We start from the raw sequence: 23,336 nt of genomic DNA, 5'->3' as shown, positions 1-23,336 counted from the left end.
ATACGTGAGCGAAGCGACTCCCCCGAAAGAGCAGGAACAGCCTGTGTTGACCGCCCCCGAATCTTCCCCGGTCGCTGCCGAGGCCAAGCCCGCGGCGCGTGGCTCAGCCATCGCCGCCGTGGCCCTGCTGATTGGCGCCATTGGTGTCGGCGTCGGCGGCTGGAGTGCCTGGCAACTGCGTGCGCTGCAGAGCGAAACCCGGCAGCAGTCCAGCCAGCTCGAGCAGGCACGCAGCCAGGCCCAGGCACTGAACCAGCGCACCGAAAGTCTCGATGATCGTCTTCAGCAACTGCCCAGCGTGCAGGAGCTCGAAGAGCGCCGCCAACTGGTAGCGCAGTTGCAGGGCGACCAGCAGCTACTCAATCGCCGCCTGGAAACCGTGCTGGGCGCGAGCCGCCAGGAGTGGCGCTTGGCCGAGGCCGAGCACCTGCTGCGTCTGGCCAGCCTGCGTCTGTCGGCGTTGCAGGACATCAATAGCGCCACGGCGCTGGTCCAGGCGGCCGACGAGATCCTTCGTGACCAGGACGACCCCGCCGCCTTCGCCGCTCGCGAGCAGTTGGCCAGGAGCCTGGAAGCCTTGCACGCCACCGACAACCCCGATCGCACCGGTCTGTTCCTGCAGCTCGGCGCATTGCGAGAGCAGGCCGCGCAGCTCAACTCGCTCAATCCCAAGTTCGTCGCCGATGGCGGCGTGCTCGGCGAACTGGCCGCCGAAAGCGAGCCCGGCACTTGGTGGGGCCAGGCTCTGCACAAGCTCTCGCAGTATTTCCGTCTCGATTTCAACGCTGACCAGAACGTGCGTCCGCTGCTCGCCGGGCAAAGTCTGACGCAAGTGCGCCTGGCCCTGAGCCTGGCGCTTGAGCAGGCCCAGTGGGCCGCGCTGCATGGGCAGACCCAGGTTTACCGGCAGGCGCTGCAGCAAGCAGCCGAGGTGCTGGACGCCAATTTCAACCGCGACAACCCGGATAGCCGCGCCCTGCGCGCCCGCGTCGGCGAACTGGTCGACCAGCCCATCGAGGTCAAGGCGCCTGAGCTCGGCGAATCGCTCAACGCCGTTCAGGCCTATATCGAGCACAAGCAGTCGGCGCGTGAGCGCCTCAAGGATGCGCCGGGCGAGGACGGTGAGGAGGAGCGCCCATGAAGCGCGTTTACCTGCTGTTGCTCACCGTGCTGGTGATCGGCGCTCTGGCGCTTCTGGGCCTGGCCATCTCCGAGCATCAGGGCTACGTGCTGTTCGCCTACAAGGGCTTTCGCTACGAGTCGACGCTGTGGGCCTTTGTGCTATTGCTCGCCGCGGTCGTGCTGGCGCTTTGGTTGCTGCGCGTGCTGATTCGTGCGCTGCTGGTCTCGGTCGGGCTGATCAACCCCTGGTCGCGGCTGCACCGCGAGCGCCGCGTGCGCAGTGCTTCCGAGCATGGCTTCCAGGAACTGATCGAAGGGCGTTGGAGCAAGGCGCAGACGCACCTGAGCCGCATCGCACGCAACGAGCCGCGGCCCCTGATCCATTACCTGGGCGCCGCCCGTGCCGCTCACAACCTCGAGCATTACCAGGAAAGCGACGCCCTGCTGGAAGAGGCGCTGCAGCGCCAGCCCAACGCCGAGCTGGCAATCGCCCTGACCCACGCCGAACTACAACTGGCGCGTGGTGAAATCGATGACGCCCAACAAACCCTGCAGGTGATGCACGAACGCCATCCGCACAACCCGCAGGTGCTGCGCCAACTGCAGCAGCTCTATGCAACCCGTGGCGATTGGCAGGCGGTGCTCAAGCTGCTGCCGGTGCTGCGCAAGGAAAAGGCCCTGGCGCCGGCCGAGCTGATGGCGCTGGAGCGACGTGCCTGGCGTGAATATCTGCTGGCGCTGGAGTTCGATGATGCCGGCGACGGGGCGCTGCCGTCTCTGGCCCAGGCCTGGGAACGTCTGTCGCCAAACCTGCGCGGCGAGCCTGAATTGCTGGCGGTGTATGCCGACCGTTTGCGCGCACTGGGCGCCGAGCCGGGCGCCGAGGAGTTGCTGCACAAGGCGCTTAATCGTGAATACGATGGCCGCCTGGCGCGTCTCTACGGCCTGCTGCGTGGCCGCGACTCGGCCAGGCAGTTGCAGGCCGCGGAGGGCTGGCTCAAGCATCATCCGGACGATGCCGGTCTGCTGCTCACTCTGGGCCGGCTGAGCCTGCACAACCAGCTGTGGGGCAAGGCCCGCGATTACTTCGAAACCAGCCTGCGCCTGGAGCGGCACCCGGAAACCTGTGCCGAGCTGGCGCGCCTGCTCGCCCAGCTGGGCGAGGTGGAGCGCAGTAACCGCTTGTTTCAGGAAGGCCTGGGCCTGCTCGACCGGCGCCTGAGTGGTCAGGCAGTGAGCGTGGCGCCGGTAACCACAGCAGTTGAACCACAGCCCACGGCCGGCCGCGGCTAAGGTTTTTAGGCGCCGGCCTTTTGGTCGGCGCCACTTGCGATGTCGCTTGAAGGGTGCTGGACGCAGGCATAACCTGAGACGAAATGAGTGGTCGGACTGCAGTTCGAATCGTGCTAGTGTCCGGACTCGGCTGCACGTTCAGGGATCGACTCGTGGTGCGTTGCCGTCTTTGCCCGCCTTGTCCGGCATCGACTTTCGGCCAGTGGGATATGGCCCGGTGACCAGCCAACTTCCGATTCGTGGCGAAGACAGGTTGAACGATGTTCTGAGCCCCGATGCCTACAGGACTTACTCAAAGGGAGCGGATCACCATGCTCGAAAGTTGCCAGAATGCGCAGGAGCGGTGGGGTGGCGTACACCTGATGATCGACCGTTGGCTGCAGGAACGTGCCGAACTGATCAAGGCTTATGCCGCCATCGACGACGTCGGTGACAAGGTGGTGATGCAGCGGTTCTGCGAATACCTCGTCGATTATGTGTCCGCCGGACATTTCGAGGTCTACCAACAGCTCACCGAAGAAGCCCGGGCGTTTGGTGATCAGCGTGGCCTGGAGCTGGCCAAGCAGATCTATCCGCGTATCGAGGTGATCACCGAAGCGGCCCTGGCCTTCAACGACCGCTGCGACGAGGGCGATTGCGGTGATCCCGACGCGGTGAGCCTGGAGCTCAAACGCCTCGGCAAAATGCTGCACGAGCGCTTCGAACTCGAAGACTGCCTGATCGAAGTGCTGCACACCGCCCACAAGCAGCAGGCGACCGCCGCTGCCGTATGAGCCACGAGGCCGCGATCATCCGCGGCCTCGTCGTTTCTGGCTTTCGCCACCCTGCGCAGGTGCTTGCAAAGCGCAGCGGGCGGGCGCAAATTTCACCCCACCTAGTATGGCTTTATCCCATCCGCCTGGAGGCGCGTCATGCCGGCCACAAAAAACGTGAAGAAAAAAGCGGTCACCACCCCTTTGCATCTGCTGCAGCAACTCTCTGGCAGCTTGCTCGAACACCTCGAAAACGCCTGCTCGCAGGCGTTGGTAGATGCCGAGAAGATTCTCGCCAAGCTGGAAAAACAGCGCGGTAGCGCTCAGGAAAAACTGCACAAAGCCCGTGGCAAGCTGCAGTCCGCGGTGGCCGATGGCAAGGCCAAGGCGCAGTCCAAAGCCAAGGTCGTGGTGGATGAGCTGGAAGGCGCGCTCGATGCGCTGCAGGCACGCCAGACCGAAACCCGTCAGTACATTGTGCAACTCAAGCGCGATGCCCAGGAAAGCCTGAAGCTGGCCCAGGGCGTTGGCAAGGTGCGTGAAGCAGCCGGCAAGGCACTGTCCAGCCGTGACAAGGCTCCGGCCAAGCCGGCTGCTTCTAAGGCCGCAGCCAAGCCTGCTGCCAAAGCGGCTGCAAAACCTGCTCCGGCTAAGGCGGCGTCGAAACCCGCAGCCAAGCCAACGGCCAAGTCCGCCACAAAACCGACTGCCGCCAAAGTCGCTGTCAAACCGACTGCAACTAAGCCGGCTGCCAAGGCAACTGCCAAACCTGCCGTGGCTAAAGCTGCGGCGAAACCCGCAGCTAAGCCGGCTGCGCAGACTGCTGCCAAGCCAGCGGCCAAGTCCGCTGCGAAACCGGTTGCCGCCAAAACCGCGACTAAACCGGCTGCAGCCAAGCCTGCCGCTAAGGCAGCTGCGAAGCCCGCTGCTGCTAAACCTGCGACCAAGACCGCAGCTAAACCTGCTGCCAAGCCAGCGAGCAAAGCAGCCGCTAAGCCATCAGCCCAAACGGCTGCCAAGCCTGCGACCGCTGCCAAAGCGGCAGCCAAACCAGCGGCTAGCAAACCTGCCGCCAAGGCTGCGAGCAAGCCGGTTGCAGCCAGGCCAGCCGCAAAGCCTGAAGCCAGCAAGCCAGCCGCTTCCGCCGCCAGCAAGCCGGCGACCGAGCCAGCCGCTGCCTCGACTCCAGCTGCCAACGGCGCAACGCCGCCAGCCAGCAACTGATAGGCTGTCCCAAGCCTGCGAGCCGTGCGCTCGCAGGCTTCGCACGAACTCTCCTCGTTTCACCTGAACGCTCCGCGCAATCCTGGTCGCGCCGATTAGTATGCGTTTTCTAGTTTTGCTCTTTACGGTGCTTGTTAAGCCTGTGTCGTGCAGGCCATCTCCCAAGCTACTGTGAGGTGCACCATGTCCAACGCTACCGTCAGCAAGACACCGCTCGTCTCTACTCGTCGCTCAACTGCCACCAATGAACCTTCAGGGGTCAGAAAGCTGTGGCTCGCCGGTCTGGGTGCCTACGCTAAGGCGGGACAGGAAGGGCTGGATTATTTCCACTCCCTAGTACGCCTCGGGGAGCTGGCGGAACGGCGCGGCCGTGAGCAGGTCAATGAACAGGTCGATGCGGCCAATGGCCAGATCGACGAAGCCAGAAGCAGAGTGTCCGTTGTGAAGAACCAGGTCGCTGCCCGAATCGAGAAGATCGAGCAGGCCTTCGACTCGCGCGTGGCTGGCGCACTGAACCGTCTTGGCATTCCCGCCCGACAGGATATTCAGGCCCTGTCTGCTAAGCTGGATGAGCTGAGCGCGTTGCTCGAGCGTGTCGCGCGTACCCAATAAGGAGAGCAGGATGGCTGTCAAAAAGAAAACCGAGAAACAGACCAGCTCGTGGATCGGCGAGGTTGAAAAGTACTCGCGGCAGATCTGGTTGGCAGGCCTGGGCGCTTACTCCAAGGTCAGCAAGGACGGCACCAAGCTGTTCGATACCCTGGTCAAGGATGGCGAAAAGGCCGAGAAAACCGCCAAGAGCAACGTGGGCAAGCAGGCCGATGCGGTGAAATCGTCGGTCGACTCGTCCGTCAGCAGCGCCCGTTCGCGCGTCGACGAGGTCAAGGACAAGGCGATCGGCAAGTGGAGCGAGCTCGAGGAAGCCTTCGACAAGCGCCTCAACAACGCCATCTCCCGATTGGGTGTGCCGAGCCGCAACGAGGTCAAGGCGCTCAATGACAAGGTCGACCTGCTGACCCGGCAACTGGAGACGCTGACCGGCGTTTCCAGCAAGGCAGCAGCCAAGCCTGTGGTGAAAAAGGCTGCGGCCAAGCCGGCGACCAAAGCGTCGACTCCGAGCAAGGCAGCCAGCACTGCCGTTGCCAAACCCGCCACCAAGCCAGCTGTCGCCAAGCCCGCAGCGGTCAAGAAGGCGCCGGCCAGCAAGACGGCTGCAGCCAAACCGGCTACTGCCGCCAAGACGCCGGCCAAGCCAGCCGCCAAAGCGGCTACCAAGCCAGCGGCCAAATCGGCAGCCAAACCTGCCGCGAAATCCGCTACCAAGGCAGCCAGCAAACCGGCAGCGAAGAAGCCGGCTGCGAGCAAGGCCGCCACACCGCCGGCACCGTCCGCTACAACGCCAGCTCCAGCGGCAACTCCGGCCACCACCACGACGCCTACCGGCACGCAGTCCTGAGCCGTTGAGCGACCTCCCCAAACGCCCGATCTCGTATCGGGCGTTTTTATTTCAGCGGGCGCTTTCCTGCAGATAGCTCAGAGCCAAGAGCTCGGTGGTGTGGCGCGCTTCGTCCTGCAGGTGAGGGGCGACCAGCATCATCACGTGGTAGACCACCAGGCGGCTGTCGGCTGGCTGGGCGACGATGCGCTGGTAGTCCTGGGCGAACAGCAGGGTCAGCACGATCTGCTCGACCAGTTGCTGCAGGGTTTTTTCGTCGCTTACCAGCAGGTGTTGGGCTTTAAGGCGCGCCAGCAGGGCCGCCAGCGTATGGCGTAGCCTGGCGAGCCAGTGGCGCATGCCGGCAGCCAGCTTGGGCAGGCGCCCGCTGAGGTTGGAGAGATCCTGGAACAGGAAACGATAGGCCGACATGCCTTCGGCTATCAGATGCAGGAACAGCCAGTAGTCCTGTGCATCGAGATCGACATCGTCAGGGGGCGTGAGCAGAGGCGCCAGCTTGGCCTGGAACTGCTCGAAAAGCGCCAGGGTCAGCGGCTCCTTGCCGTGGAAGTGGTAGTAGAGATTGCCCGGGCTGATATCCAGCTCGTTGGCGATTTCCAGGGTCGAGACGTTGGGCTCGCCGCGCTCGTTGAACAGCAGCAGGGTAGCGGCGAGGATACGGTCACGGGTTTTCATCTGTTCAGCGCGTCCCAGCGCAGGCGGTATTCAAGGCTGCCCACGAGCCGTCACGTTCTGGGGATGCATGATCGCCGGCTGCCGCTCCTCGGCGAGGAATTTCATGATGATCGGTGCCACCACCTCGGCGCGGGTCACCAGAAACAGGTGGCCGTCGTCGATCACGTGTAGTTCGGAGTTGGGGATGCGCCACGCCAGCAGGCGCATGTTGAGCAGCGGGATGATCGGGTCGTCGTCGCCGGCCAGCACCAGGGTCGGCTGGCGGATCTTGTGCAGCCAGTGAATGCTCGTCCAGCCCATGCCGGCGAACAGCTGCCAGTAGTAGCCGAGCTTGCCGCCCGAGCGCACCTTGCTGGCGTGGGACAGTGCGAGTTTGGGGTCGCGGCGGAAGGCGCCGCCGTAGATATCGGCGGCGATATGCACGCCGTAGGACGGCTGCAGATAGCGGCGCGGGCTGGCCATGCGCCACAGCACCTTGGGCTTGCCCGGAATCATCATCGCGCCCGCCGAGGTTGCGGCCAGCACCAGCTTCTTGCAGCGCTCCGGGTAGTCGCGGGCGAACTGCTGTGCCAGGGCGCCGCCCCAGGACACGCCGATGGCGTTGACCCGGCCGTAGTCCAGGTAATCGAGCATGCGCGCCGCGAGCTTGGCCAGGCCGGGAAAACGATAGGGAATGCTCGGCGTGGAGGAGCCGCCCACGCCCGGCACATCGAAGGCGATGATTTCCTGATCCTTATCCAGGGCGTTGACGAAGGGCATGACCAGCTCGAGGTTGGCGCCGATGCCGTTGAAGATCAGCAGCGGCACCTTGTCCGGGCTGCCAGGGCGCACGGCGGTGCGGATCGTCTGTTGATCCAGCACGATAGTGCGAAACACGAAGGCTGATGACATGTGGCGCCCCTGTCGGTGGTCGTCGTGCGTTTAGCGTTCGTGCACATAGGTGCCCGGCGCCGCCTCGGCTGCCGGGTAGCGCTTGTTGCCCAGCTTGGCGGGTGCCTTCTTGGTTTCTCCGGAGCGGGCGGTCAGCCATTGCTGCCAGTGCAGCCACCAGGAATCGGCGTGCTTGGTGGCGTCCTCCTGCCAGGCCTTAGGGTCGGCCGGCATGTCGGGGTTGGTCATGTAGCGCGCCTTGGGGTTGCCCGGCGGGTTGAGAATGCTCTGGATATGCCCGCTGCTGGACAGCACGAACTCGCACTGCCCGCCGAACAGCCGCGCCGACTTGTAGCAGGACGTCCATGGCGTGATGTGGTCGTTACTGCCAGCCACCACGTAGTAATCACAGCTGACCTGTTTGAGATCGATAGGCGTGCCGCAGACCTCCAGCGCGCCGGCGCGTGTCAGTGGGTTGGCCTGGAACATCTCGATGAATTCGCCGTGCAGGGCGGCGGGCAGGCGGGTGGTGTCATTGTTCCAGTAGAGGATGTCGAACACCGGCGGCTCGTTGCCGAGCAGGTAGTTGTTGACCCAGTAATTCCAGATCAGGTCGTTGGGGCGCATCCAGGCGAACACCTTGGCCATGTCGCTGCCTTCCAGCACGCCGGCCTGATAGGAGCGGCGCTTGGCGGCCTCCAGGGTCTGCTCGTCGGCGAATAGTGCGTATTGGCTGTCCAGCTGAGTATCCAGCACGCTGACCAGCAGGGTCTGGGCATGCACCTTCTGTTCACCGATAGCTGCGTAGTGGCCGAGCAGCGAGGCGGTGGTGGCGCCGCCGGAGCAGGCGCCCAGCACGTTTACATCGCTGCTGCCGGTGATCGCGCAGACCACCTCGACGGCTTCCTTGAGCGCCTCGATATAGGTCGACAGGCCCCATTCGCGCTGGGCCTTGGTTGGGTTGCGCCAGCTGACGATGAAGGTCTGCACCTGGCTGCGCAACAGAAAACGCGCCAGGCTCTTTTCCGGCGACAAATCGAATACGTAGTACTTGTTGATCTGTGGCGGCACCACCAGCAGCGGGCGCTTGTAGACCTGCTCAGTGACCGGCGTGTACTGGATCAGCTCCAGCACCTCGTTGCGAAACACTACGGCGCCTTCGGTGGTGGCCAGGTTGCGGCCCACTTCGAAGGCCTTCATGTCCACCTGGCTGGGCATGCCACCGTTGTTCAGCAGGTCCTTGGCCATGTGCGAAAGGCCATCGAGCAGGCTCTTGCCGCCGGTGTCGAAGATGCGTTTGACCGCTGCCGGGTTGGCCAGGCTGTTGCTCGGCGCCATCGCCTCGGTCAGCAGGTTGATGATGAAGTGGCCGCGGCTGACGTCCTGCTCGGACAGCGAGCTGTGCTCGACCCAGTCGTGCAGTTCCTGACGCCAAGCGAGATAGGTTTGCAGGTACCGGCGGTATAGCGGGTTCTGGCTCCAGGCCGGGTCATTGAAACGACGATCGGTGTCGTCGGGCTGCAGTTTGGATTGGCCGAGCAGCACGTTCTTCAGCTCGAGGCCGAAGTGGGCGGCATGCCGGGCGCTGTGCAGTGGCTGGCGCATGGCCTGGGTCAGCACCAGACGGGCGGAGGTCAGCAGATCCCTGCCGCGTATACCGATGACCGGGTTGATCCCCATGGTGCTCTTGGTCGGCTTGTATTTCAGGTCATCGTTCTGCTTTTCACTCATCGACAACGCTCCCTTTGCCCGCGCAGGCAGCCATTGGCTTTAGCCATGACGTCGATCCTGGCGAGGCTTGCGATTGGCAGTGGTAGTGGCGCTTGCAGCATCCAGAGGATGGCGGGTGAACCTGAAATGCTCTGGTTACCCGAGTTTAGACGCTAGCGCAAGATCGGCCAGGTGGGGGCGGGGTGGGAAAACGACGATCTGAACGGCGTCAGAGTATCAGGCGTACGACCGACTCGTTCGGGTCGCGGGACTGACCGGCTGCGGCCAGGGCGTCCAGATAATCACGCCAGAGTTCGTCCTGGCGCAGAGCCAGTTGGTGCAGATAATCCCAGCTGAACAGCCCGCTGTCGTGGCCGTCGTCGAAGGTCAGCTTGAGGGCGTAGTTGCCGGCCGGTTCGATGCCAATCAATGCGACATTCAGCTTGCCGGTCTGCAGGATGGGCTTGCCGTGGCCCTGCACTTCGGCCGACGGCGAATGCACGCGCAGAAACTCGGCGGGCAGCCGATAACTGTCGCTGCCGTAATGCAGCTCCAGAATGCGCGAGGCCTTGTGCAGCTTGATCGAAGTGGGGATGAGCACGACGGGCTCCAGGCGGGCTGAAAGACTGCACGGCGCCAGGCGGCGCCGTGCAGGGTCAGGCTATCAGAGAATGTAGCGGGACAGGTCTTCGTCTTGGGCCAGCTCGCCCAAGTGGCTGTTCACATAGGCGGCGTCGATGCGAATGGTCTCGCCGCTTTGCTGGCCGGCGAGGTCCGCCGCGCTGAACGACACCTCTTCGAGCAGACGCTCGAGCAGGGTGTGCAAGCGACGAGCACCGATGTTCTCGGTCTTCTCGTTGACTTGCCAGGCGATCTCGGCGATACGCTTGATGCCCTTGTCGACGAACTCGACGCCCAGGCCCTCGGTCTGCAGCAGCGCCACGTACTGCTCGGTGAGCGACGCATGGGGCTCGCTGAGGATGCGCTCGAAGTCTTGCGGGCTCAGTGCCTTGAGCTCGACACGAATCGGCAGGCGGCCCTGCAGCTCCGGCACCAGGTCGCTCGGCTTGCTGAGGTGGAAGGCGCCTGAGGCGATGAACAGGATATGGTCGGTCTTGACCATGCCCAGCTTGGTGTTCACGGTGCAGCCTTCGATCAGCGGCAGCAGGTCGCGCTGCACGCCTTCGCGGGACACGTCGGCGCCGCCGGCATTGGCGCGCTTGGCCACCTTGTCGATCTCGTCGATGAACACGATGCCGTGCTGCTCGACGGCCTCCAGGGCCTTGGCCTTGAGTTCTTCTTCGTTGACCAGGCGACCGGCTTCCTCGTCACGCACCAGTTTCAGGGCGTCCTTGACCTTGAGCTTGCGGCTCTTCTTCTTGCCCTTGCCCATGTTGGAGAACAGGTTCTGCAACTGGCTGGTCATTTCTTCCATGCCGGGTGGGGTCATGATCTCGATGCCGGCCGGGCTGTCGGCCACTTCGATGTCGATTTCCTTGTCGTCCAGCTGGCCTTCGCGCAGACGCTTGCGAAACAGCTGACGGGTGTTCGAGTCGCTGCCTGACGCCGCTTCCTCGGCGAAGCCGGTGCGTGCCGGTGGCAGCAGAGCGTCGAGGATGCGGTCTTCGGCGGCGTCTTCGGCGCGGTGACGCACGCGGATGATTTCCTGCTCGCGCAGCATCTTCAAGGCGGCATCGGCGAGGTCGCGAATGATCGACTCGACGTCACGGCCGACGTAGCCGACCTCGGTGAACTTGGTGGCTTCGACCTTGAGGAACGGCGCGTTGGCCAGCTTGGCCAGGCGGCGGGCGATTTCGGTCTTGCCGACGCCGGTTGGGCCGATCATCAGGATGTTCTTCGGCGTGACCTCGGCGCGCAGCTCGGCCGGCAGCTGCATGCGCCGCCAGCGGTTGCGCAGGGCGATGGCCACGGCGCGCTTGGCGTCGTCCTGGCCAATGATGTGGCGATTGAGTTCGTGAACGATCTCGCGGGGTGTCATGGACATGGGCGGGCTCCGATCCGGACTGGCTTAAATAGCCGAGTCCAGCTCCTCGATGGTCAGGTTCTGGTTGGTGAACACGCAGATCGAGCCAGCGATGTTCAGCGCGGTTTCGGCGATCTCGCGGGCGCCCAGTTCGTCGCTGCCTTTTTGCAGCAGCGCGAGGGCCGCAGCCTGGGCGAAGCCGCCACCGGAACCCATGGCGATCAGGCCGTGCTCGGGTTCGACCACGTCACCATTGCCGGTGATGATCAGCGAGGCGTCCTTGTTGGCCACGGCGAGCATGGCTTCCAGGCGGCTGAGGGAACGATCGGTACGCCAGTCCTTGGCCAGTTCGACGGCGGCGCGCACCAGATGGCCCTGGTGCTTCTCGAGTTGCGCTTCGAAACGCTCGAACAGGGTGAAGGCGTCGGCAGTGGCACCGGCGAAACCGGCGATCACCTGACCGTGGTAAAGGCGGCGAACCTTCTTGGCGTTGCCTTTCATCACGGTATTGCCGAGCGAAACCTGGCCGTCGCCACCCATGACGACTTTGCCATGGCGGCGGACTGAAACGATGGTGGTCAAGGGAGAGTCTCCACGCTGCGGGGCGAAATGGCCCTGATGAAAACTCAGATGGGGGCCCGCCGCGGTTTTTCAACCGGCGGCGGGTTAGCAGGCCATTGAAAAGCGTAGGCGAGGCCGCCGATGCGAGGCAAAACAGGCTAAAAAAGCGCAGTTTACGTGTTGTAAATGAGCATTTTTTAGCCTGTTTTAACGAAGCAGCGGCAACGCAGGTAGTTTTCCAATCGCCTATTAAAGGCGATCAGCGTAGCTGGCGCTGCTGTAAAAGCAGATTGCCGAAACCGCCGGCCGCCAGAGTCTTCTGGGCGCTGGCCAGTTGTTCGCGGTTGGCGAAGGGGCCGACAAGCACGCGGTGCCAGGTCTTGTCCTGCACGGTGCCGGATTCCACGCGCACGTTCTGGCCGAGCAGGATGATCTGCGCGCGCATGCTTTCGGCCTTGTCCTTGCTCGGGAAGGAGCCGGCCTGCAGGAAGAACTGGGTGGTCAGCGGCGCCTGGCTCGCTTCCGCCGGCTTGGTGACCGGAGGCGCGGGCGGCGGGGTTTCGCCGTTGAGCGCGGCCTGGGCGCGGGCAGCGTCGATCTTGGCGGCTTCCTCGGGCGTGACTGGCTTCTGCTCGGGCGTCGGCGTGGTAGGCGGCGGTACGGCATCGGGCGGCACGATGACCTCCGACTCCGGCAGCAGGGTGTAGAAGTCGTACTTGGGCTTGCCCGGCTCCTGGCTGCTGGTGGTTGGCGTCGGTTTGGGCTTGGCGGCGGTGCTGCGCTCAGGCTGGGGCTTTTCGCGCTTGACTGCGTCGTCGCCCGGCTTGAGGTTGAGCAGCAGGGTGACGAACACGCCCACGGCCAGGCCGCAGGCTAGCCAGATCCAGCCGGGTACCGGGCGTTTGCTCGGGGCCTTGTAGCGACTGGCGCCGCGCTTGGGTGCTGGCTTCTTGCGGGCTGCCACTTACATGCGCTCCAGGGTTTCCAGGCCCAGCAGTTCCAGGCCTTGCTTGAGGGTGCGGCGAGTCAGGCCGGCCAGGCGCAGGCGGCTCTGGCGGGTGCCTTCGTCCTCGGCGCTGAGTACCGGACAATGCTCGTAGAAGCTGGAGAACAGCCCGGCGACGTCGTACAGGTAGGCGCACAGCAGGTGCGGCGTGCCCTTGTCGGCGACACTGCCCAGCACTTCACCGAACTGCGCCAGCTTGCCGGCCAGTTCGATTTCCTGGGGGGCGTGAAGTTCGATGTGGCCACCGATGTCCTCGATGCCCTTGCCCAGCTTGCGGAAGATGCTCGCGGTACGGGTGTAGGCGTACAGCAGGTAGGGCGCGGTGTTGCCCTCGAAGCTCAGCATCAGCTCGAAGTTGAAGCTGTAGTCGCTGGTGCGGTGCTTGGACAGGTCGGCGTATTTCACCGCGCCGATGCCCACTGCGCGAGCGATCTGGCGCAGCTCGGCTTCGTCGAGCTCCGGGTTCTTGGCCTTGACCAGTTCGTAGGCGCGCGATTCGGCTTCGTCGAGCAGGTCGATCAGCTTCACGGTGCCGCCGTCGCGGGTCTTGAACGGGCGGCCATCGGCGCCGTTCATGGTGCCGAAGCCCATGTGCTCCAGGTCCATACCTTCGTGCACGAAACCGGCGCGGCGGGCGACTTCGAAGGCCATCTGGAAGTGCAGGGCCTGGCGCTGGTCGACGAAGTACAGCGCGCGGTCGGCCTTGAGCACCTGGCTGCGGTAACGCATGGCCGCCAGGTCGGTGGTCGAATACAGGTAGCCGCCGCCGGCCTTCTGCACGATCACCGGCAGCGGGTTGCCTTCGGCGTTCTTGTACTCGTCGAGGAAAACGCACTGGGCGCCGTTGTCCTCGGTGAGCAGGCCCTTGCTGCGCAGGTCGGCGACCACGTTGGCGAGATCCGCGTTGTAGGCGCTTTCGCCCTTGACGTCGGCCGGGGTCAGCTTGACGCCCAGGCGGTCGTAGGCCTTCTGGCAGTGGCTCAGGGAAATGGCGTTGAAGCGGTTCCACAGGCGCATGCACTCCGGCTCGCCGGCTTGCAAATCGACGACCAGGGCGCGGGCGCGCTCGGCGAATTCCGGCGACTCGTCGAAGCGCTTCTTGGCGGCGCGGTAGAAGCCCTCCAGGTCGGCCAGCTCGCTTTCCGCGGCGGCCGGGTTCTCTTCCATGAAAGCCAGCAGCATGCCGAACTGGGTGCCCCAGTCGCCGACGTGGTTCTGGCGGATCACCTCGTCACCGAGGAACTCCAGCACCCGAGCCACGGCGTCGCCGATGATGGTCGAGCGCAGGTGGCCGACGTGCATTTCCTTGGCCAGGTTCGGCGAGGACAGGTCGACGACCACGCGCTGCGCCGGGCCGTTCTTGCGCACGCCGAGGTGCTCGTCGGCCAGGGCCGCTTCCAGGCGCTCGGCCAGGGCGTCGCTGTTCTGGAAGAAGTTGAGAAAGCCGGGGCCGGCGATCTCGACCTTGCTGATCTGCGCATCGGCCGGCAGGGCGTCGATCAGTTTCTGGGCCAGGTCGCGTGGCTTCATGCCGGCCGGCTTGGCCAGCATCATGGCGATGTTGCTGGCGAAGTCACCGTGGGTCTTGTCCCGGGTGTTCTCCACCTGAATCGTCGGGCTCAGGCCGTCGGGCAGCACGCCTTCGGCGGTCAGGCGGGTCAGGGCTTGCTGGATCAGGTGGCGAATGCTGTCTTTCATGGTCTGCTCGTTCGGCCGCGAGGTGCGGCGCCGCTCGAAAGCGTGGGTGGAAAACTGCGCATTATAAAAGCAGCCGTAGGTTGCAGGCCACCGGCGGCAAGGAAAAGCGCGTGGCAGTTGTCTCTGGATGAGAGTCGGGTGCTCAGAACAGGTCGATAGGGTCCACATCCAGCGACCAGCGCACCGCGCGGCCGCTGGGCAGGCTTTCCAGGATCAGCAGCCAGTGCGCCAGCAGCTTGTGCAGCGGCGCACGGGCGTTGCCCTGCAGCAGCAATTGCGCGCGGTAGCGTCCGGCGCGCCGCTCCATGGGCGCGGGCACCGGGCCCAGCAGTTCGATGCCGCTGAGCGCCAGTTCGTTCAGCAAGTGCTCGGCCTCGCTGCAGGCATCTTCGAGAAAACTCTCGGCCTGGCCGGGCTTGTGCGCCTCGGCGCGCAGCAGCGCCAGGTGGCAGAACGGCGGCAGGCCGGCCGCGCGCCGCTCGCTCAGGGCCTGATCGGCAAAGGCGAAATAACCCTGCTCGGTGAGTTGCACGAGCAGCGGGTGGTCGGCCAGATGGCTTTGAATGATCACCTTGCCCGGCTCCTCGGCGCGGCCTGCGCGGCCGGCGACCTGGACGATCAGCTGGGCCATGCGTTCGCTGGCGCGGAAGTCGGCGGAGAACAACCCGCCGTCGGCATCGAGGATCGCCACCAAGGTGACGCGCGGGAAGTGGTGACCTTTGGCGAGCATCTGGGTGCCGACCAGGATGCAGGATTCGCCGCGCTGTACTGTGTTGAACAGCGTATTCATCGCCTCCTTGCGCGAGGTGCTGTCGCGGTCGACGCGCAGTACGGGAACGTCGGGGAAGAGAATCTCCAGCCTTTCTTCGGCGCGCTCGGTGCCGGCGCCCACCGGGCGCAGGTCGACGTTGTTGCAGCTCGGGCAGTTGCTCGGCTGGCGTTCGGCGTGGCCGCAATGGTGGCAGCGCAGCTCGCGGCTGCGCTGGTGCACGGTCATGCGCGCGTCGCAGCGCGGGCATTCGGACAGCCAGCCGCATTCGTGGCACAACAGCGTCGGCGCAAAACCTCGGCGGTTGAGAAACACCAGCACCTGCTGGCCGGCGGCCAGGGTCTGGGTGATGGCCTGCTGCAGTGGTGGCGACATGCCAGCATCCAGCGGGCGGCTCTTGATGTCCAGGCGCAGGAAGCGCGGTGGTTGGGCACCGCCGGCACGCTGGTTCATGCGCAGCAGGGCGTAGCGGCCGCTGTGGGCGTTGTGCAGGCTCTCCAGTGACGGCGTGGCCGAGCCGAGCACGATCGGTACGTTTTCCTGGTGGGCGCGCACCACGGCCAGGTCGCGGGCGTGGTAGCGCAGGCCTTCCTGCTGCTTATAGGAGGCGTCGTGCTCCTCGTCGATGATGACCAGCCCCGGACGCTTCATGGGAGTGAACAGCGCCGAGCGGGTACCGATGATAATGTCGGCCTCGCCGTCGCGCGCTGCCAGCCAGGCATCCAGGCGCTCGCGGTCGTTGACCGCCGAGTGCAGCAGGGCGATGCGCGCATTGAAGCGCCGCTCGAAGCGCGCCAGGGTCTGCGGGCCCAGGTTGATTTCGGGAATCAGCACCAGCGCCTGCTTGCCGGCTTCCAGGGTCTCGCGGATCAGTTGCAGGTAGACCTCGGTCTTGCCGCTGCCGGTCACGCCGGCCAGCAGGAAGGCATTGAACCCGTCGAAGCCGGCGCGCACCGCCTCCGCGGCCGCGCGCTGCTCGGTATTGAGCGGCAGCTCCGGCTGGGCCAGCCAGTTGCCGTGGCGTTCCGGGCTGCTCAGGCGGCGCACTTCGACACGCACCAGGCCCTTCTCCTGCAGCAATTGCAGGCTGTCGCGGTTGATCTGCAGCTGGCTGAGCAGTTGGTGGGCGACGCCGTGGGGGTGCTGGGCGATTGTCTTCAGGGCTTCGCGCTGACGCGGTGCGCGGGCCAGGCGCGGGTCGTCCAGGCGAGCGTCCTTGGCTATCAGCCAGAAGCGTTCCTGGCGCGCTTCGGCCGGTTCGCCCTGGCGCAGCAGCACCGGCAGCGCCCAGCTCAGGGTGTCGCCAAGACTGTGCTGGTAATACTGTGCGGTCCATTGGCATAGGCGCATCAGCGCTGGCGGCACCGGGGCTTGCAGATCGAGCAGCTCGAGGGCGGGCTTGAGCTTGTCGGCCGGCACCTCGCTGTGATCGCTGACCTCGATCAACACGCCGATCATCTCGCGGCGGCCGAAGGGCACGCGCAGCCGCGCGCCAGGCTGCAGGTCGCGGGCCGATACGCCACGCGGGGCGAGATAGTCGAATAGCCGGCGCAGTGGCGAGGGCAGGGCGAGTCGCAGGATGACGTCAGGCACGCAAGGGCTCCAGGCAGGCGAGGCGCGATCTTAGCAGGCCCCTGAAAAACAACCTACGTTGCTTTCACGGTCTGAAACCAGAGTTTGCGATAGGTTGGCGCGACGGTCGGTAGCCGCAGGCGAGTTGCATCGTGGCCCGGCTCTGGTATGATCCGCGGCCAACCTAAGTGCGGTACCTGACAATAGTGTCGGGTGGCGGCACAAAATCTGAGGAAGAATCATGAAAGCCGATATCCATCCGGAATACGTCGCCATTGACGCCACCTGCAGCTGCGGTAACGTCATCAAGACCCGCTCCACTCTGGGCAAGCCCCTGAGCCTGGACGTGTGCTCCGAGTGCCACCCGTTCTACACCGGCAAGCAGAAGGTGCTGGACACCGGCGGCCGTATCGATCGCTTCAAGCAGCGTTTCGGTGTGTTCGGCGCCAAGTAAGCGACCGAGCAGCGAAAGAGGCCCACATGGCTGTTTTCGCATCATTGAAAAAGGCGTCCCTGGTGGGCGCCTTTTTCGTTTCTGTCTTTTGCCTTCCCGCTCATGCGTTCTGCCCGGCGCCCGGCAAGCTGCCCCAGGCCAAGGTGCAGCGGGTGGTGGATGGCGACACCGTGCGCCTGGCCGATGGTCGCAGCGTGCGGCTGATCGGCATCAACGCCCCCGAACTGGCGCGCAAGGGCAGGCCGGCCGAGCCCTTCGCCGAGGCCGCCCGTGAGCGCCTCACCGCGCTGGTCGCCGCCAATGGCGGCCGGGTGGGCGTAAAGGTCGGTGTCGAGCGGCAGGATCGCTATGGGCGAACCCTGGCCCATCTCTACGACCGCGCCGGCAACAATCTGGAGGCGCAACTGCTCGCCGAGGGCTATGGCCAGCTGGTAGCGATCACCCCCAATGTCAGCCTGGTGAACTGCCAGCTTGAAGCCGAGCGCCAGGCGCGCAGTGCTCGCGCTGGGCTTTGGGCGCAACTGCGGCCGTTGCCGGCCCGCGCGATACGCAGCGGCGGCTTCGTGTTGCTCGAAGGCCAGGTGCAGCGTGTCGATCGTAATCGTGGCGGCTTGTGGATCGAGCTGGGCAACTCGGTGGTGCTGCGTATTGCACCTCAGGTGCTGGATACCTTTGCCGCAGCGGATCTTCGCGATCTACAGGGCAAGCGCGTAGAAGCGCGTGGCTGGGTGGTCGACCGCTCCCGCGGCGGCCTCAAGGTCGGCCAGGCGCGCTGGCTGTTGCCGCTAACCCATGGCGCCATGCTGGAGGTGCAGCGATGAAGCTGTGCCTGCTGATTCTGATGCTGGCGACCCTGGCCGGCTGTGCGGTGAATCCGGCCACTGGGCGCACCGACTTCGTGATGATGAGCGAATCCCAGGAGCTGTCCATCGGCCGCGACGCCCATCAGCAGATTCTCAAGCAATACCCGCGTTATCCCGATGAGGCCTTGCAAGCCTATGTGCAGCAGGTCGGCGAGCGTGTGGCGCGACACAGCCACCGCGGCCAGCTGGATTATCACTTCACGGTGATCGACAGCCCGGACATCAATGCCTTCGCGCTGCCAGGCGGCTACATCTATATTCATCGCGGTTTGATGACTTACCTGAGTTCCGAGGCCGAGCTGGCGGCCGTGCTCGGCCATGAGGTCGGTCACGTGACCGCTCGCCACGGTGTGCGTCAGCAAAGCCAATCGACCGCCTGGGGAATCCTCGGCCAGGCGGTGGCCATGGGCACCGGAGTAGGGGCCGCGGCGGACGTGACCGGTGTGCTGGGCAATGCCGTGGTACGCGGCTATGGCCGTGACATGGAGCTGGAGGCCGACGGCCTTGGCGCCCAGTATCTGGCCCGCGCTGGTTACGACCCACAGGCGATGATCGAGGTGGTCAAGGTGCTCAAGTTGCAGGAGGACTTCGCCCGCGACCAGGCCGCTGCGCGTGGTGAGCAGCAGCCGGTGGGCAGCTATCACGGTCTGTTCGACACTCACCCGGACAACGACCGGCGCCTGCAGCAGGTGATCGGCCCAGCGCGTGCGCTGGTCGGCGGGCAGCAGGAGGTCAACCGCGAGGCCTTTCTCAAGCATCTGCAGGGCCTGCCGTTCGGCGATTCGGCCGAGAGCGGCATTCGCCGCGGCGAGCGCTTCTATCACCGCGATCTGGATTTCACCCTGGCGTTCGCCAAGAGCTGGAGCATAATCAACGAGCCGCAGCAAGTGGTTGGCCAGTCGCCCGACAAGCAGGTGCTCGTCGCTATGACACTGGAGGACAATCCGCGTGGTCTCGACGCTGCCAGCCTGCTAAAGCAGCGCATCGGTGGCCGGCGTCTGCTCGCTGGCGAGGCACTGCAACAAACCGGGTTACAGGGCTATACCGGCCTGGTCGAGGGCAATGTGCCGCGACGGGTGGCGGTGATCCTCAAGGGTGGCAAGGCCTACCTGTTCGTGGGGGCGGTCAAAGGCCGCGCTGCCAGTGCCGCGGAAGATGCGCAGATGCTCGCGACGATCAATAGCTTCCGGCCACTTCAGCCGGCCGAGCGCAAGCTGGCCGAGCCGCTGCGGTTGCAGCTGGTGCGCATAACGCCGGGTCAAACGGTCAAGTCATTTGCCGCACGTAGCGGCCTGGCCAGTGATGCAGAGGCTACCTTGCGGTTGCTCAACACTCTTTATCCACAGGGCGAGCCTCGCCCGGGGGAATGGTTCAAAACGGTTCGCTGAGGCACGTTTGCAGGCTGACTGCATAGTCTTGTGCAGGCCCCTGCACATTGCGTATCCTCGCCGACTGCCAGTCAATAGCCCAAAAAAAGCGGAACGCCACTATGTCTGATCTGAAAACTGCCGCTCTCGAATACCATGAGAAGCCCCGTCCGGGTAAGTTGAGCGTCGAGCTCACCAAACCCACCGCCACTGCCCGTGACCTGTCGCTGGCCTACAGCCCGGGTGTCGCCGAGCCAGTGCGCGAGATCGCTCGCGATCCGGAGCTCGCCTACCGCTACACCGGTAAAGGCAACCTGGTAGCGGTCATTTCCGACGGCACCGCAATCCTCGGCCTGGGCGACCTCGGCCCGCTGGCTTCCAAGCCGGTCATGGAAGGCAAGGGCGTGCTGTTCAAGCGTTTCGCTGGCGTCGACGTGTTCGATATCGAAGTCGATGCCGAAAGCCCGCAAGCCTTCATCGACACCGTCAAGCGCATCTCCATCACCTTCGGTGGCATCAATCTGGAAGACATCAAGGCGCCCGAGTGCTTCGAGATCGAGCGCGCCCTGATCGAGCAGTGCGACATCCCGGTTTTCCACGATGACCAGCATGGCACCGCGATCGTCACCGCGGCCGGCATGCTCAACGCCCTGGAAATCGCCGGCAAGACTCTGCCAGAAGCCAAGATCGTCTGCCTGGGCGCCGGCGCTGCGGCCATCTCCTGCATGAAGCTGCTGGTGAGCATGGGCGCCAAGGTCGAGAACATCTACATGATCGACCGCAAGGGCGTGATTCACGCCGGCCGCGACGACCTGAACCAGTACAAGGCGGTATTCGCCACCGAAACCGACAAGCGTACTCTGGATGACGCGCTGACCGGCGCTGACGTGTTCGTCGGCCTGTCCGGCCCGGACCTGCTGAGCCCTGAAGGTCTCAACTTGATGGCGCCGAACCCGATCGTGTTCGCCTGCTCGAACCCGGACCCGGAAATCAAGCCCGAAGTGGCGCACGCCACCCGCAGCGACGTGATCATGGCCACCGGTCGTTCCGACTACCCGAACCAGGTCAACAACGTGCTGGGCTTCCCGTTCATCTTCCGTGGAGCACTGGACGTTCGCGCCACCCGCATCAACGAAGAGATGAAGATCGCTGCCGCCAACGCCCTGCGCGAGCTGGCCAAGCTGCCGGTTCCTCAGGAAGTGTGCGACGCCTACGGCGGTATAAAGCTGGAATTCGGCCGTGAGTACATCATTCCGAAGCCGATGGATGCGCGACTGATCAACGTGGTGTGCGACGCGGTGGCCAAGGCCGCTATCGAAAGCGGTGTGGCGACCCTGCCGTATCCGAAGCACTACCCTCTGCAGTCGGTAGCTGACGTGTTCAAAGGCTGAGTGATTCAGCCGGCAATAAAAAACCCGCTTCGGCGGGTTTTTTATTGGGCGCGTTTCGAGTCGTTGATGCGTGCCGCGAGAGGTTCCGCCAGCAGCTGGGCTGCTGGCGTTGCCCTTAGAACAGGTCGATTGGCGCGCTCTCGTCGGCTGGCAGTGGGCTGTTCGGCGCGCCCATGCCTGGGTCGAGCTCGTTCATGGGCGGCGGCGAGTCTTCGCTTTTGAACAGCTCGAAATACGCATCCGGCGTGCCTGGCGCGGCGGCACGACCGCTGTGCGGATCGACACGCAGGGTGAGGATGCCATCCGGCTCGATGGGCGCGTGATTGGGCTTGTCCTTGAGTGCTGCGCCCATGTAGTTCATCCAGATCGGCAGCGCCACGGTGCCGCCGTATTCATTGCGGCCCAGGCTTTCCGGCTGGTCGAAGCCGGCCCATACGGTGGTCACGTAATCGGCGTTGTAGCCGGAGAACCAGCTGTCCTTGGATTCGTTGGTGGTACCGGTCTTGCCGGCCAGGTCGTTGCGGCCCAGGGCCATAGCGCGGCGTCCGGTGCCGCGCTTGATCACGTCCTGCAGCATGCTGGTCATGATGTAGGCGGTGCGCTCATCAAGAATGCGCTCGGCCTCGGCTGGCTGCGGTGCGTCCGGCAATTGTTCGGGCGCCGCTTCGGCCGGGTTCATCACGCCTTCTTCGTTGACCGGCGGCGGCACTTCGACCTTGGCAGCGTTGGGTACGCTCGGCGGATTGGCGACGAACAGCAGGTTGCCATGACGGTTGTCGATACGCTGGATCAGGTACGGCTGCACCTTGTGGCCGCCGTTGGCGAACGCCGTCCAGCCGGTGGCGATTTCCATGGGCGTCAGGTTGGCGGTGCCGAGTGCCAGCGACAGGTTGCGCGGCAGGTCCTGGCGATTGAAGCCGAAGCGCTCGATGTAGCTCAGCGTGTTTTCGATGCCCATGGCCTGCAGCAGGCGGATCGACACCAGGTTGCGCGACTTGTACAGCGCCTCGCGTAAGCGAATCGGGCCTAGGAAAGTGTTGTTGTCGTTCTTCGGGCGCCAGACCTGATCCATGTAGTCATCGACGAACACGATCGGCGCGTCGTTGACCAGGCTGGCGGCGGTGTAGCCGTTATCCAGCGCGGCGCTGTAGATGAACGGCTTGAAGCTCGAGCCGGGCTGACGTTTGGCCTGCACGGCGCGGTTGTAGTTGCTTTGTTCGAACGAGAAGCCGCCGACCAAGGCGCGGATGGCGCCGTTCTGCGGGTCGAGTGAAACCAGGGCACTTTGCGCACTGGGTAGTTGCGCAAAGCGCAGGCTGCCGTCGTCCTGGCGTTGCACGCGGATCAGGTCACCGATCTGTGCCACGTCCGCCGGTTGCTGCGGGCGCGGCCCCAGGCTGTTGGTATTGAGGAACGGGCGCGCCCATTTCATGCTGTCCCACGACACGGCTTCTTCGTCGCCGCGGCGGGTCAGTACAAGAATGCCGCTCTTCTCGACCTGGGTGACGATGGCCGGCTCCAGGCCACCACGCAGGCCTTGCTTGCTCAGTTCGGTCTGCCAGGTTTCCCGGGTCATGCCGGGCAGGCGGCTCTCCGGGCCGCGGTAGCCGTGGCGCTGGTCGTACTCGATCAATCCGTCGCGCAGCGCCTTGTTGGCCATCACCTGCAGGTTGCTGGGCACCGTGGTGGTGACGTTGAAGCCCTGGGTGTAGGCGTCGCTGCCATAGCGGCCGACCATTTCGGCGCGGGCCATCTCGGCAACGTAGGGCGCCGACACTTCAGGCGTCGCGACGTGGTAGCTGGCATCCACTGGCTCGGCCAGGGCGGCCTGGTAGCGCGCCTGGTCAATGCGGCCAAGGCGGAACATGCGGCCGAGGATCCAGTCGCGGCGCTCCTTGGCGCGCGTGGGATTGGTCAGCGGGTTGAACGCCGAGGGCGCCTTGGGAAGACCGGCTATCGTCGCAAGCTGCGAAAGGTTCAAGTCTCGGATGGACTTGCCGTAATAGACTTGTGCGGCGGCTTCGATGCCGTAGGCGCGGTGGCCCAGATAGATCTTGTTGACGTACAGCTCGAGGATTTCGTTTTTGCTCAGCTCGCGCTCGATCTGCAGGGCGAGGAGGATCTCGGTGATCTTGCGCGAAAAACTGCGCTCGCTGGTGAGGAAGAAGTTCTTCGCCACCTGCATGGTGATGGTGCTGCCACCGGATTGAATCTGACCTGTTTTCAATAATTGCGTGGCAGCGCGCATCAGGCTCGTAAGATCGACGCCATAATGATTTGCGAAGTTATCGTCTTCGGCTGCCAGCAGGGCGCTGGTGAAGTCGGGCGGAATATCGGCGAAGGCGATGGGCGAGCGACGCATCTCGCCGAATTCGGCGATGAGTTTTCCATCGCTTGTGTAAACGCGAAGCGGTATCTGCAGCTCTATACTGCGCAAGGCATCGACAGAGGGTAGGGTCGGGCTCAGGTAGAGGAAAGCACCACTGACGGCGAGTACCAGCGCACAAAAAACGGCGATGACGGACCAGCAGAAAAACTTCAGCAAACGCATCAAGATTTTTGGATTTCC

Annotated in this window: 20 protein-coding genes; 10 read left to right on the top strand and 10 right to left on the bottom strand. The window is 64.4% G+C overall.

Annotation, left to right across the window (positions count from 1 at the left end; all coding sequences use genetic code 11):
• Positions 1–4 precede the first annotated feature (4 nt).
• The 6 genes from BM279_RS01740 (at position 5) to BM279_RS01715 (ending at position 5,847) form a co-directional block, all read left to right on the top strand.
• On the top strand, positions 5–1,141 hold the full coding sequence (locus tag BM279_RS01740) for a uroporphyrinogen-III C-methyltransferase (protein WP_093500373.1): 1,137 nt from the start codon (positions 5–7) through the stop codon (positions 1,139–1,141).
• Positions 1,138–2,415 (top strand): heme biosynthesis HemY N-terminal domain-containing protein, encoded by a 1,278-nt coding sequence (locus BM279_RS01735; RefSeq protein WP_093500371.1) that lies wholly within the window; start codon positions 1,138–1,140, stop codon positions 2,413–2,415. Before BM279_RS01740 ends, BM279_RS01735 begins: the two co-directional genes overlap by 4 nt.
• Before the next feature lie 311 nt (positions 2,416–2,726).
• On the top strand, positions 2,727–3,188 hold the full coding sequence (gene rsd, locus BM279_RS01730) for a sigma D regulator (RefSeq protein ID WP_093500369.1): 462 nt from the start codon (positions 2,727–2,729) through the stop codon (positions 3,186–3,188).
• A 138-nt stretch (positions 3,189–3,326) separates the two neighbouring features.
• Positions 3,327–4,391 carry an AlgP family protein gene (locus BM279_RS01725; protein ID WP_093500367.1) on the top strand — a complete coding sequence of 355 codons (1,065 nt, stop codon included), beginning with the start codon at positions 3,327–3,329 and terminating at the stop codon, positions 4,389–4,391.
• A gap of 183 nt (positions 4,392–4,574) precedes the next feature.
• Positions 4,575–5,003, top strand: coding sequence for a phasin family protein (locus tag BM279_RS01720; protein WP_093500365.1), 429 nt, complete (start codon positions 4,575–4,577; stop codon positions 5,001–5,003).
• Between the two features lie 10 nt (positions 5,004–5,013).
• Positions 5,014–5,847: a phasin family protein gene (locus BM279_RS01715; RefSeq protein WP_093500363.1), complete on the top strand. Its 834-nt coding sequence runs from the start codon at positions 5,014–5,016 to the stop codon at positions 5,845–5,847.
• Between the two features lie 51 nt (positions 5,848–5,898).
• On the opposite strand, the gene BM279_RS01710 is transcribed toward BM279_RS01715, so the two are convergent.
• From BM279_RS01710 to BM279_RS01670, 9 genes are all read right to left on the bottom strand, one after another.
• Complete coding sequence (locus BM279_RS01710) at positions 5,899–6,522, bottom strand: TetR/AcrR family transcriptional regulator (protein WP_093500361.1); 624 nt, start codon at positions 6,520–6,522, stop codon at positions 5,899–5,901.
• A gap of 30 nt (positions 6,523–6,552) precedes the next feature.
• Positions 6,553–7,413, bottom strand: coding sequence for a poly(3-hydroxyalkanoate) depolymerase (gene phaZ / locus BM279_RS01705; RefSeq protein WP_093500359.1), 861 nt, complete (start codon positions 7,411–7,413; stop codon positions 6,553–6,555).
• 30 nt (positions 7,414–7,443) lie between these two features.
• Positions 7,444–9,123, bottom strand: a complete 1,680-nt coding sequence (phaC, locus tag BM279_RS01700) for a class II poly(R)-hydroxyalkanoic acid synthase (protein ID WP_093500357.1) — start codon at positions 9,121–9,123, stop codon at positions 7,444–7,446.
• Positions 9,124–9,331: 208 nt separating this feature from the next.
• The gene (locus BM279_RS01695; RefSeq protein WP_093500355.1) at positions 9,332–9,703 is read right to left on the bottom strand and encodes a gamma-butyrobetaine hydroxylase family protein; all 372 of its coding nucleotides are present in this window, start codon (positions 9,701–9,703) and stop codon (positions 9,332–9,334) included.
• Positions 9,704–9,766: 63 nt separating this feature from the next.
• On the bottom strand, positions 9,767–11,107 hold the full coding sequence (hslU, locus tag BM279_RS01690; RefSeq protein WP_093500353.1) for an HslU--HslV peptidase ATPase subunit: 1,341 nt from the start codon (positions 11,105–11,107) through the stop codon (positions 9,767–9,769).
• Positions 11,108–11,131: 24 nt separating this feature from the next.
• Positions 11,132–11,668 (bottom strand): ATP-dependent protease subunit HslV, encoded by a 537-nt coding sequence (hslV, locus tag BM279_RS01685; protein ID WP_093500351.1) that lies wholly within the window; start codon positions 11,666–11,668, stop codon positions 11,132–11,134.
• 238 nt (positions 11,669–11,906) lie between these two features.
• Complete coding sequence (locus tag BM279_RS01680; protein ID WP_093500349.1) at positions 11,907–12,611, bottom strand: SPOR domain-containing protein; 705 nt, start codon at positions 12,609–12,611, stop codon at positions 11,907–11,909.
• The gene (gene argS, locus BM279_RS01675) at positions 12,612–14,351 is read right to left on the bottom strand and encodes an arginine--tRNA ligase (RefSeq protein ID WP_093500347.1); all 1,740 of its coding nucleotides are present in this window, start codon (positions 14,349–14,351) and stop codon (positions 12,612–12,614) included.
• Between the two features lie 142 nt (positions 14,352–14,493).
• Positions 14,494–16,713 carry a primosomal protein N' gene (locus BM279_RS01670; RefSeq protein ID WP_093500345.1) on the bottom strand — a complete coding sequence of 740 codons (2,220 nt, stop codon included), beginning with the start codon at positions 16,711–16,713 and terminating at the stop codon, positions 14,494–14,496.
• Between the two features lie 220 nt (positions 16,714–16,933).
• Between BM279_RS01670 and rpmE the strand changes: the two genes are divergently transcribed.
• The 4 genes from rpmE to BM279_RS01650 all read left to right on the top strand — a co-directional run bounded on the left by rpmE (position 16,934) and on the right by BM279_RS01650 (position 20,767).
• Positions 16,934–17,146, top strand: coding sequence for a 50S ribosomal protein L31 (gene rpmE, locus BM279_RS01665; protein ID WP_070885964.1), 213 nt, complete (start codon positions 16,934–16,936; stop codon positions 17,144–17,146).
• A gap of 26 nt (positions 17,147–17,172) precedes the next feature.
• On the top strand, positions 17,173–17,967 hold the full coding sequence (locus BM279_RS01660; RefSeq protein ID WP_093500343.1) for a thermonuclease family protein: 795 nt from the start codon (positions 17,173–17,175) through the stop codon (positions 17,965–17,967).
• The gene (locus tag BM279_RS01655) at positions 17,964–19,397 is read left to right on the top strand and encodes a M48 family metalloprotease (protein ID WP_093500341.1); all 1,434 of its coding nucleotides are present in this window, start codon (positions 17,964–17,966) and stop codon (positions 19,395–19,397) included. The genes BM279_RS01660 and BM279_RS01655 overlap by 4 nt, the downstream gene beginning before the upstream one ends.
• 101 nt (positions 19,398–19,498) lie before the next feature.
• A complete protein-coding gene (locus BM279_RS01650) occupies positions 19,499–20,767 on the top strand; it encodes a malic enzyme-like NAD(P)-binding protein (protein WP_093500339.1) in 1,269 nt (422 codons plus the stop codon).
• A 115-nt stretch (positions 20,768–20,882) separates the two neighbouring features.
• Here the strand turns inward: BM279_RS01650 and BM279_RS01645 are convergent, their stop codons facing one another.
• Complete coding sequence (locus BM279_RS01645; RefSeq protein ID WP_093500336.1) at positions 20,883–23,321, bottom strand: penicillin-binding protein 1A; 2,439 nt, start codon at positions 23,319–23,321, stop codon at positions 20,883–20,885.
• Positions 23,322–23,336: the final 15 nt, after the last annotated feature.

This window comes from Phytopseudomonas straminea, assembly GCF_900112645.1.
In the GTDB taxonomy this organism is placed as follows: Bacteria; Pseudomonadota; Gammaproteobacteria; order Pseudomonadales; family Pseudomonadaceae; genus Aquipseudomonas; species Aquipseudomonas straminea.
The sequence above is the reverse complement of the archived record's forward strand: the minus strand, read 5'-3'. Positions and strand labels throughout refer to the sequence as shown.